Here is an 11036-nt window from a genome sequence, read left to right as displayed (position 1 = left end):
CCCAGCTCAAGGCACAATAGAACAACAACCCGTGGCCCTGTTTTCAGTTGGCAAAACTGGCCCTATTTTCGGTTGGCGTTAACAAGCGCGGCTCGGGGGTTGCCGCGGCCGCCGGCGATGCCCGTTGCTGCTCCTCCGGGCCGCTGTACTCGCACGCCGCAAGGAGCATGGCCACAACCGCCAAGGCCCCGATGACACCCCGGCGCCGCGCCGGCTTTCCCCCATAAGCTGACATGCGTTCGAGTCTAGGCCCGGCTGGGGCCGGAAGGTGCGCGCCCAAGGCGGCAGGCCGCCAACCTCGGAGACGCCGAGGACGTCGTGGTGGCCAAAGGCGCAGTAGAAGGATTCCAGCGTTCCGCCCATGGATTTCAGCGCCTCCGTCAGGGCATCGCGCCGCGCGGTTCCGCCTTCCTGCATGAACTCTTTGATGCCCTGGCCCACGTACGTTGCTTCAAACAGATACTTCGGCATGGTCTTCCCTTCCTGCAATCTCAGTCCGGGAGCGTCATCGAGCGGGGGGTGAGCATCATGAACAGCATGCGGCAGAAGCCGGGGATCCGGCCCTGGTACCGCAGAAGTTTCAGCATCGCATAACCAAGATGCCGTGAAGACTCAATCCAGGCCCAGTACGGATGCCGATCGGCCTTCGCCTTCGGTAGTCCGGCCGCCAAGGCTGAACGGTATGCGCAGGGCCCACCCGGGAGCTTCGCTGGGCTATCGCATTTCATCGGATCTAACGCAGGCAGCAGGCTCCCCCAGTGCCAATAGACCGTGGCGGCTGTAAGTGCCCGCGGTACGCTGGCCCGTACGGCGCTCCTCGCTTCGGGCCAGCCCTCGTCACTCCTCTACATCTTGCTCAAGAACGGCTTCGCTGCCTCCCGTTGGGAGGGACACCGCCGCATATTGCAGATGGGAAGCAAACAGTTCACTGTCGTTCTGTCCCTCTGGTGACCGCAGGCCAACAGATGGCTCTCCCTCGCCCACCGGACGCTTTACAAGGGATCAAAATCGCCACTGGGCTTCGGCAGTCGCCACCGGCGACTGTCAAGAGCTTTTAGCGTTAACCGATGGATTGCTGACCTCTTCAACAATTTGCGAACGTCCTGCTGACTCGAGCCAGCAACAACCATAGCCAGAGCTAGAGCTCGCTGAATGTGGGGGTCGGTCTCTTGATCGGAACGCTTGGCTAAGGCGGCCCGCGCGCGATGAGGCTCGCTAACGGCAAGACGCTGTGCCGCTAGACTAACCTGCTGCAGACTCCGACCATGGGTCAACCACGAGTGCAGAACTTTCTTCATCTCAGTAGGCAACTCTATGGACGAAAAGGCCATTGCGTATTGCGGGGCCACCCAATCGACAGTGCACCACTCTGACTTCTCAAATTCGATGAACCATCTTTCGAGAGCAAACTTTGCCTTTGGTTCATTTCGAATAGCAACTGCGAAGTAGCGGCCGAGAGTATCGGCGACATGGGGCAATTGGTGGGCGATTTTTCGCCATTCCAAATACCTGTCAGTTTTGTCATGAGAGCGCAGCGCTCTCAACACCATGGCACCCTCGCCTCGGCCTATACTCTTCGGATTTTTCAGGAGACGGTCTTCGGCCACCTCAAGGGGCTCGAGATCGAATTGCGGTTCTTCCTCGCCGTCGCTTTCCTCGTCATATTCCGCAGTAACAAGATGCTTCAGCTCTAACTGATCAGGAGACTCCGCTTTTAGAAGCGCATGAGATCGCTTTCCGTCGGTAAGGTGAGTCTTTGCTGTATTAATCTCCAATCCGGACCGCCGCATGGCAGCTTGAATGTCGACGATCAACCTATAGAGGTTTTGAATTTTGTCCGACTCGACACTGATATCGTCCATCCAACGTCGTGCGGAGGAGATGCGTCCTTCTGACAGAGCAGCCATGATGACATCGTCCACATGACTAACCGCCAGGTTTGCTATAAAGGATGAGGCGTAACAGCGTTGCGGTAAACCCCTGCGTTCGGACAATCCACCGTGGGCATCGAGGATCTGCGCTACAGCGTCAGTTGCGGCCGTTCGTCCCACTGTCGACTTGATATCGCCAATCAAAGTTTCTACATCCGTCGAAGCGAAAAACGACGTGATGTCTGTCTGCAGAGCCCACCTTGACTTCCGAACCGAGATTACGGAGTTGTCATAGTGACTTCTTTCCACTGTCGTCGATGAGTGAACTCCGTCTCGAAGCCTCCACCCGTAAACCCACTCCGGAAGCTGACTGTGCATCCGCTTGGCCAGTTGTGCTGCAGCCGCCGTGTAGACAAGTTTGCTTGCTGGGTCGATGACAACTCCTGGGCGCACACCCGTGAATGACTTCGGCACCGTGAGCAAGTGAAAAGCCGGGTTGATGTCAAATGAATAGCCGCCCGACTTCACCTTTGCAAAGCCCAAGTCCTCGGCCATGTCGACCTCGCTCATGAGACTCGGGGCATGTTCGATCCATCCCCACGGGTCCCGGTACCAGTCCCCATACGACTCCAACGTAAGAAGCCTAGCTGCACCCTCAAGATCGAAAATGCCAGCAGCAGCCTGCTCCGGGCTTTTCTCGTGGCTCATTCCGCGATCTCCATCGCTGGCAACCCGACGCCAATCCGGCTAGTCCTGCCGGCAACAATAGTTGTGCGCTCGGGACCGTATGCCCTGACATTCTCGACGCACCACACAAGCAACCCCTGGGGGTACTTACGCTTCACCCGCTCCAACGCACCAGCCTCACGGCTTAACGATAGAAGCCCATCAAATGTTGTACCCACAGAAAGCCCCCGGAGAATAAAGACCACAAAAGGGAGGGTTCAACCCGCCCCCCTAGATCTTATGTCTCGAGACGAGCAGTTGCTATCGGCAACTGTGCCGCGAGAACCGAGTCGACGACGAGTCCTTGGTCCACATCGTGGGCCCGGAGTGTAGGCGCGCCATGGGTATTTGTCCCAATACCCGTTTATCGGGCTCGACGCCGCTTGGTACTTTTCGTATGTCGGCAGGAAAGAACTGCCTCATTTGCCTCCTGCGGTTAGTTTCGGGTCCCATCCCATCGCAGTTTTCATAGCTGCAGCGGACGGTGGGACTGTCGATTCGCCTTTATGGCCGGATGGTCACCAGAAGCGCGCGCTGCAAAGCTCTTCCGGCGCTTATTCCTGACTTCTGCGTTATCAATGGAGGCAAGTTATGCATCGAAGTTTGCAGCTGGACGGAAGAGAGTCCGCCCAGTTGGACATGAAACGATGATGGTGGGCTTGACGGGCAAAGTAACCGGCGATGCCAACATGTCGGCAACGATTATGGACCTCTGTGAGGCGCGAACGGCTTCATGTGATGATTCACCTAAGTCCCGAAAGTCCACCACCGGCAAAAACGAATACAAGGGCCGCTACACCCTCTGTTAGGTCGAACCAAACAGTCAAACCCTAAACCTGTCCGCGCTCTCCTCCCCCGAGTTATTCAACGAACCGGTCCAGCCGTACAAACGGCCCGGTCCAACAGCCGTGGAATTGCCACCGGCGGAGCGGGGAGCAACGCGGATTACACTGAAGCGGTCCGCCGCTGCGGCGCGTTGCCGACGGCCAGACGGGGCACTCCGGCGGCGCTGATATCTGCGGTCTTCAGGAGCGTGCGACGGGTGGGCAAAACAAGTACCGCTGGTCATGGTGAATCCTTGATCCTCAGGTGCGCACTTTCGTGAGGCCCCAGCCGTCCCGCGCCTCAATACTGGCCCCGCCGCCCGGGCGGTGCACAGGGTTGCGCTGGAGCGCACGTTCCCTGTACCAGCCCTAGACTGAAAGCCGCCCTTCCAACGATGACAGGACTTTCTCCATGCCGCTCGTGCTCCGCAACGTCCGCCCCTGGGGCGGGGACCCCGCCGACGTGACGCTCGACGGCGGGGCGATCACCGCCGTCGTACCCGCCGCCCAGGCCGGCGCTGCTTCGGCGGACGCGGGCACTGACCCGGGTGCCGGCGTCGTGGACGGGCGCGGACGAATCCTGCTGCCGTCCTTCTCCGACGTCCACGTCCACCTCGACTCCACCCGGTTGGGGCTGCCGTTCCGCCCGCACACCGGATCGCCCGGCGTCTGGAACATGATGCTCAACGACCGGAACAACTGGCGCGATGCGGAAGCCACCATCGCCGAACGGGCCACCCATACGCTGGGCGCAATGATCGAGCGTGGCACCACGCGCGTGCGCAGCTACGCCCAGGTGGATGCCGACGCCGGGCTGGAGCGTTTCGAGGCCGTCCTCGCCGCGCGTGAAACGGATCGGGAGCGGGCGGACGTTGCGGTGATCGCGTTTCCGCAGGCGGGGCTGCTGCGGGAAGCCGGCAGCGCCGAGGTGCTGGAGGAAGCGCTGAAGCTCGGTGCCGACGTAGTGGGCGGAATCGACCCGTGCGCGTTGGACCGCGACCCGGTGAAGCATCTCGACATCGTGTTCGGACTCGCGGAAAAATACCGCAAGCCGGTGGACATCCACCTGCACGAGCCCGGCCAGCTGGGGTTGTTCAGCATGGAGCTGATCCTGGAGCGGACGCGGGCCCTGGGCATGCAGGGCCTGGTGACCATCTCGCATGCGTTTGCCCTCGCGGACCTGCCGGACGGCCAGCTGGATGCGCTCCTTGCGGAGCTGGCCGCACTGGATGTTTCCGTGGCCACCGTCGCACCGGCAACGCCGCTGCCGCTGGAAAAGCTCACCGCCGCCGGCATAAGGGTGGGACTGGGCGAGGACGGCCAGCGCGACTACTGGTCACCGTATGGGAACGCGGACATGCTGGACCGCACCTGGCAGCTGGCGTTCACCAACAGGTTCCGGGCAGACGAGCTGATCGAGCACTGCGTTGCCGTGGCCACCGTCGGCGGCGCCAGCGTGATCGATCCCGCTGCGACGCGGCTGTCCTCCACGGCGGACCGGCCGGGCCTCGCGGTGGGCGACCCCGCCGAACTGGTCCTCGTGGAAGGCGACACCGTTGCGGCGGCCGTGATGGATAAGCTTCCCGGCCGGACGGTCATCCATCGCGGCCACGTGGTGGCGGACGGGCTACGGCTGGTCTGAGCTACGTCAGGCTGGCGGCGATTGGCCTCCGCCGGTCACGGCTCAGTGCTTGGCACCAGCCGGTAGGCATACCGGCCTTCAACGCCGTCGAGCGGGCTCATGCTGAGGTCCGCTCCCTGGGTGGGCAGCAGCACGGGCATCCTGACTGCCTGCCCGTCGCAGAGGACCCGAACAGGGGCGATTACCTCCGCGCCTGCCGCTGTGGATACGGACAGCTCGGCGAAGGACGGCCCGGCACAAAGGAAGTCCAGGTGGTACTGGCCCGGATCCGCCATCAATGTCATCCCGGTGCCCGTGTTTCCGCTGCTGGCTCCGCGGAGCTCACCCGGCGCCTTCGGCTGCAGTTGCTCCCCCGACCATTCCGAGAAGTCCTCCAGCTTCGACGCCCTGGGATCCTGGTTGCGCTGGACAGTGACGCCCGTCGCCGCCGGCTTGCCCTCCGGTGGCACCGCGGTGATGGTGAGTGGTCCGCCGTCGTGCCTGAAGAATTTATCCAGCGCGTCTTTGCACTCGAAGTACGCCGTCTCCGGCACCCCGTCCTCCCGGGTAACGGTGAGCTTCGCCCCGTACACCCCGGCACAGGCGCCTGTGATGGTGTAGTCCCCCGGAGCCAAGGCGAGGACCAGCTTTCCGGCGGGTTCAGCGTCCGATGGCATCCCGGCGTCGGTGGGTGCAGCCTTGAGCTTCCGGCCCACTTCTTCCACGTTCTGTTCGAAAGATGCGGGTGGCGGGGTCTCAAGCTGGTTCGAGGCAGGCGACGTCGCGGCGGCCGCCGGTTCCTCCGGGCCCGTGTATTCGCAACCGGCGAGTAGCACCGCCGCAATGGCTGCTAGAAACAGTAACCCCGTTCGCCGGGCCGGCATCCCCCCAGAAGCTGACATGGTCCGAGTCTAGGCCCTCCCCAAAGGCGAACGGCGGCACCCAGCCCGGGTGCCGCCGTCGTACGCTTCGCTGAAGAAACCCCTACCCTGCCGGAACCGCGGGCGATACGTCCGTGAACTCGTTGCCGGTGGAGTACTGGTCGAACCGCCAGGGGTTGGCGTTGTTCCGGACGCTCTGGAACGTCACGCCGTCGAAGTCCGAATTGGTGAGGCCCTTGATGTTCGCCGGGTTGACGTTCCGGAACACCACGTCCTGGAACGTGAAGTTGCTGAGCGTGGCGGTCCCTTCGCCGAGGGCGGGTCCGGCCTGGATGTCGATCACGGGTTTGCTGTCCGAGACGGCCATGCCGCAGCTGGGCGAGTTGTTGCCATCCACGGACACGTTGCGGACCACCACGTCCTTGAAGGTGGCCGAACCGGCGGCGACGTACCCGGACGGCGACTGGTTGTAGCTGAGCGTCATGATGAACGCGCTGCTGCCCATACAGGCCATGGCTGTGTCGCGGAACAGGAAGTTCCGCCCGCCGCCGGCCATGTCCGAGGTACTCTTCATGCGCAGCCCGCCGGTTTCCACCTTGTACATCACGTTGTCCTCGGCCAGGACGCGCTGCACCCATGCCGCGGTGTTGGAACCCACCGCGATGCCGCCGTGGCCCATCCGCATGTAGTTGTTGAAGATCCAGACGTCCTCGCTGGGCCTGCCCTGGGCGCCGTACTTGCCCTGGCCGGCGGCGAAGTTCACCTGGTCGTCGCCGGTGTCGAAGAAGTTGTTGAGCACTATCCCGTTACTGGTCCCGCCGAACTCCAGCCCGTCGCCGTTGTTGGTGTTGTAGGTGGTGTGCCGCATCCCGTGGACAGTGGTGTTCTCGCTGTCCAGGATCATCACGCCGTGGAAGGCCGGATTGTCCGCCGTGACGCCCTCGAGATAGAGGTTTTCCACGCCCATGAAGGTCATCAGGCTGGACCGGTACTGGCCGTACAGCACGGAATCCTCGAACGTGTCCGGCTTGTTGACGATGCCGGTCAGTGAGTCCGGGTTGGCCTTGGCGTTGCGGAACTGGTTGGCCGCGAGCAGCCCGTCGTCCAGCACCTTGCCGGCGCTGCTGGCCGCATATTGCGGCAGCTCGTTGCCGGCCTCGTCCACGATGGTTCCGGCGCTGGTTCGCTTCCAGCCGTTCCCGTCCACCACGCCCTTGCCGGTGATCCGCACGTTACTGGCCACCGCTCCGGGTTCGCGGCCTTCCTTGGACCGGCCGTTGTCGTCCGGGAGGACATTGAGGAGCGACGGCGGCCGCAGGTAGTTCCGGTATTCGGCCTCCGCAGGCAGCGGGTCCGGCACGGGATAGAGGTAGTAGCCCTTCTCCAGCGGGTAGTCCTCCGGCCGGTCCGAACCCAGCAGCGTGGCCCCCTCCTGCAGTTCCAGCGTCATGTTCGAGTGCAGGAACAGGGCGCCGGTGCGGAAGGTGCCTTTGGGTACGACGACGGTGCAGCCGGGGGTGCGGCAGGTATCGATCGCTTTCTGGAGGGCCGCCGTGTCCAGGGTGGTGCCGTCGCCCTTGGCTTTGTAGGCGGGGGCGGTGACCACGTTGGTGTGCCGCTTCGGAGTGGTGGTCACGGTGATGGTGCTGCTCGCCGGGGTTTCGCTGCCGTCCGCGCGGATTCCGGCCACGCTGAAGGTGTTGGTGGTCCGCGGCGACAGGCCGGTTACGGTGAAGTTGTGGGCCACGGTTTTGGCGTGGAATCCGTCCGTGTCCTTAGCCCGGAAGGCGTCCACGTATTCCTGTGCCGGGGAGAACTGCCGGGCGTTTTGCTCCGCGGTGCCGATCGGTTTGCCGTTCTGGTACACCCGGTAGTCCACCACGTCGCCGTAAATGTCTGGCTTGTTCCAGACCAGCAGGGTGGTGGTGTCATCCGTGGCGGCGGCCGGGACGCAGAGGTTTTGTGGTGCCTGGGCGGTGCCTGTTTCGAGGCGGGTGCTGGAGCTGGAGCACGCCGGGGAATCCTGGCTTCCCGGCGGCGCCGCCGATGCTGGAGTGGCCGCGGCGGTGAGGGACGTGAGCCCAATCAGGATTGTGGCGGCGGCTCCGGCAAGGCGGTGGTTACGTTTCCATGGGTTTCTGGCAACCTGCATGTCATCCTTTCCAGGGCACGACAATGAGCCCCGAAGTGAGTAGAGGTATTCGGTGAGACCTTCGCTTTGGCGGCACTGCGCAGATGCCTGAGAAAACGCTTTCTGAGATCGAGCATATGTTGCTGTCCTGCGACCGGTCAAGGATGCGCACCCTCCGGCCCCGCTCTCTGCCGGGAACGCTGCACAAGCAAAACGGCCGACGGCGGGAGGTTCCGCCGTCGGCCGCTGCCCACCTAAGCCGTGCCGACGGTAGGCTTCGAAGGACTTGCCCACTGCGACGCCCGGCCCCGCGCTAATAGCTGTGCCGGGCCCGCCGGCCGCCCCTGTTGGAACGCCCACACCTGAGAGGACGCACTGATGCGGATACTAATCGTCGGAGCGGGAGCAACGGGCGGGGCGTTTGGGACGCTCCTGCAGGAGGCCGGACGCGATGTCACGTATCTGGTGCGGGCCCGCAAGCAGGCGGCACTCCGCCGGGACGGACTGCGGTTCATCTCCCCCACGGCTGACCGCACGTTGCCGGTGAACACCATCACCGCCGCCGACCGGCCCGGGTTCTTCGATCTGATCCTCGTCACGGTAAAGGCCAATGCCTTCGACTCAGCGCTCACCGACATCGGTCCCTTTGTGGGGCCGGGAACCAGCATTGTCCCCATCCTTAACGGCCTGGCGCATGTGGACCGGCTCGAGGAGAAATACCCAGGACAGGTGCTAGGAGGGCTGGCGAAGATCGTGGCCACGCTTGACGGAGACGTCGTGCGTCAGCAGATGCCCCTGACCACGCTCACCGTCGGCGGACTCAACGGCGCGCCCGTCCCTGCGGCGGTGTCCGAGGCCCTGGACATCCCGGCCATCGACTTTGCGGTGACTGACGACGTAGCTGGTGCCCTTTGGGCGAAGTGGGCGTTCATCGCAGCGGCCGGGATCACCAACTGCCTGTTCCGTGCGCCGGTGGGCCGGATCATCGACGCAGGCGGCGAGGGAAGCATCCAGGCGGCCATCAGCGAAACGGAGGCCGTGGCTGCAGCGGCGGGGCACCCGGTGTCCGACGCCAGCCACGCACAGGCGGTAGGCATCCTCACCCAGCCGGGGTCTGCCTTTACGTCGTCCCTGTACCGGGACCTGACCTCTGGACTCCCCTCGGAAGCGGAGCACATCCTGGGCGACCTGGCCCGCCGTGCCCGCGACTTGAGCGTGTCCACGCCGCTGCTGGACCTCACACTCATCCAAATCAGGGCAGGCCTCCCGGCCTGATCCCTACTCCCCCATGCCGGGATGTACCGGAACAAATTCCACCTTGTTGCCAGGGTTTTTCCGTCCCGGGGCATTCCGTGTGTAGCCCTTGGCATCAAGACCGTTCTTTGCCCGAAACTCCGCCAGGGCGGCATCGTAGGCGTTGTTTAGGGCCTTGCCGGAAAACTCACCGGTGGTGCCATCATGGAAAGCCACCGCAATACGGACGCTCGCCGGGTAGTGCCGGTTCATCCGGACGAAGCCTTCGGCGTCCTGCTGGAGAGTAATCAAGGGAACTTCTTTCGTTGTGCGAACAGCTCCCAGTCTGACGCATGACTCAGCATGATGCGCCCAACGACCTCTGCCGTGACGGTACGCTGGGCGGCATGAGTACCCGAGACACACCGGCGCAGATCGGCGACCTTCCGCCCTTAGGCAGGCCGGCCAACAGCGCACTGCTGCAGGCGGGCATCACCACTTTGACCCAGGTCGCCGAGCACTCCGCTAAAGATCTGCTGGCCATGCACGGAGTAGGCCCGAAAGCCATCAGGCTGCTCGATACTGCCCTTGCGGAGCGTGGGCTCCGCTTCGCTGGCGGGTCCTCATAGCCGGTTAGGGGTTGCGGGGTTACGAAGCGGAAAGCCGGCAAGCCTGCCAGCCTCCGATTGGGCGATCTCGAAGTCGCCGTCGATGACCCTCGTGGCACAGCCGCCGGGCGTAGACTGACCGCACCATTGCCGGTGGAGGCACGCAATACGGAGGCACCGCCATGAAAAGTATCCGGGAACAAGCCGCCGATGCCGAGCAGCACGCCGAGCTCGGCCCCGGCAGCGACGAACGCTTCTCCGGCTACGGCGTGATGGGACTGCCCTTCAGCTCGGGCCACGTTCTGGCCATGCGTCGGTTTCCTGTAACCAGCGTGGGGCCCGGGTACACCTCGGTCTGGCTGCGCCGGCCGTCGGGCGCCTGGAGCATCTACGCTGACGCGCCGCCCGAGCAATCCTGCGCCCGCTACTTCGGCTCAGCCCTCGAGTCCGCCGTCCAATGTCCAGTGACCGTCGCCTGGACCGCCGACTCCAGCATCACGGTAGGCATTGGCCGCGAACTCGACCTGACATGGCATCTTGAGCTGGCGTCAACACCCATCACCCGCGCCATGACATTGGTGATGAGCGCGCTGCCTGCTCACCTCCTTGAGAACACCGCGTTCCTGAAGTCCATGAGCACGGCTGCCGGCCCGATGCTCGGCGCCGGTCGCCTTGGCCTCGCAGGCGACGTCCCGAACGGCCAGGGCTTCCGGGCCAAGCCCCGACGGATGTGGTTCATATCGCGGAGCTCCGCGACGATAGGCGGAGAGGATTTGGGCAGCCCCCATCCGCTGACCAGGCAGACCCGACTTGGCGACTTCTGGATTCCGCAGCGCGGCATCTTCGTCATCGGCGCGTCGTCTTTTGATACGTACGACGCCGGCAGGCACCTTCCGGCCTCGGCCCGCGGCACGTCCTGATCACCGCTGTTGCTCTATCAGATATCGCATCTAACAGGGGGTGTTAGGGACGTTTACTGATGGGGCATCCGCGGGGGCGTCCCTGGTCTGGCGCAGCTGTGTGTGGTGGTTAAAGTCGTAGGGCCCTGACGTTCCTTTGTCAGGGCCCTACGTAATTTATGTCCGGCGGTGTCCTACTCTCCCACACCCTCCCGGGTGCAGTACCATCGGCGCTGTGGGTC

Annotated in this window: 9 protein-coding genes; 4 read left to right on the top strand and 5 right to left on the bottom strand. The window is 63.6% G+C overall.

The window, feature by feature from the left end; all coding sequences use genetic code 11:
* Positions 1–78: 78 nt before the first annotated feature.
* Both UC32_RS21040 and UC32_RS19885 read right to left on the bottom strand, forming a co-directional pair.
* Positions 79–471, bottom strand: a complete 393-nt coding sequence (locus UC32_RS21040; protein ID WP_268747964.1) for a GYD domain-containing protein — start codon at positions 469–471, stop codon at positions 79–81.
* A gap of 521 nt (positions 472–992) precedes the next feature.
* The gene (locus tag UC32_RS19885) at positions 993–2579 is read right to left on the bottom strand and encodes an RNA-directed DNA polymerase (protein WP_045732899.1); all 1587 of its coding nucleotides are present in this window, start codon (positions 2577–2579) and stop codon (positions 993–995) included.
* Between the two features lie 1254 nt (positions 2580–3833).
* On the opposite strand from UC32_RS19885, the gene UC32_RS19880 reads away from it, so the two are divergent.
* Positions 3834–5063, top strand: a complete 1230-nt coding sequence (locus UC32_RS19880) for an amidohydrolase (protein WP_045732898.1) — start codon at positions 3834–3836, stop codon at positions 5061–5063.
* 35 nt (positions 5064–5098) lie between these two features.
* On the opposite strand, the gene UC32_RS19875 is transcribed toward UC32_RS19880, so the two are convergent.
* Complete coding sequence (locus tag UC32_RS19875) at positions 5099–5944, bottom strand: hypothetical protein (RefSeq protein WP_152642675.1); 846 nt, start codon at positions 5942–5944, stop codon at positions 5099–5101.
* 82 nt (positions 5945–6026) lie between these two features.
* The gene (locus tag UC32_RS19870) at positions 6027–8075 is read right to left on the bottom strand and encodes a glycosyl hydrolase family 28 protein (protein ID WP_045732896.1); all 2049 of its coding nucleotides are present in this window, start codon (positions 8073–8075) and stop codon (positions 6027–6029) included.
* 357 nt (positions 8076–8432) lie between these two features.
* On the opposite strand from UC32_RS19870, the gene UC32_RS19865 reads away from it, so the two are divergent.
* Positions 8433–9329 (top strand): ketopantoate reductase family protein, encoded by an 897-nt coding sequence (locus UC32_RS19865; RefSeq protein ID WP_045732895.1) that lies wholly within the window; start codon positions 8433–8435, stop codon positions 9327–9329.
* A 3-nt stretch (positions 9330–9332) separates the two neighbouring features.
* Here UC32_RS19865 and UC32_RS19860 read toward each other — a convergent pair whose 3' ends face one another.
* A complete protein-coding gene (locus UC32_RS19860) occupies positions 9333–9599 on the bottom strand; it encodes a hypothetical protein (protein ID WP_045732894.1) in 267 nt (88 codons plus the stop codon).
* A 95-nt stretch (positions 9600–9694) separates the two neighbouring features.
* On the opposite strand from UC32_RS19860, the gene UC32_RS19855 reads away from it, so the two are divergent.
* Complete coding sequence (locus UC32_RS19855) at positions 9695–9916, top strand: helix-hairpin-helix domain-containing protein (RefSeq protein WP_045732901.1); 222 nt, start codon at positions 9695–9697, stop codon at positions 9914–9916.
* Between the two features lie 161 nt (positions 9917–10077).
* Positions 10078–10815, top strand: coding sequence for a hypothetical protein (locus tag UC32_RS19850; RefSeq protein WP_045732893.1), 738 nt, complete (start codon positions 10078–10080; stop codon positions 10813–10815).
* Positions 10816–11036 lie beyond the last annotated feature (221 nt).

The sequence above is a fragment of the Pseudarthrobacter chlorophenolicus genome (genome assembly GCF_000962805.1).
Taxonomy (GTDB): domain Bacteria; phylum Actinomycetota; class Actinomycetes; order Actinomycetales; family Micrococcaceae; genus Arthrobacter; species Arthrobacter chlorophenolicus_A.
This window is presented reverse-complemented; position numbering and strand designations above follow the sequence as displayed.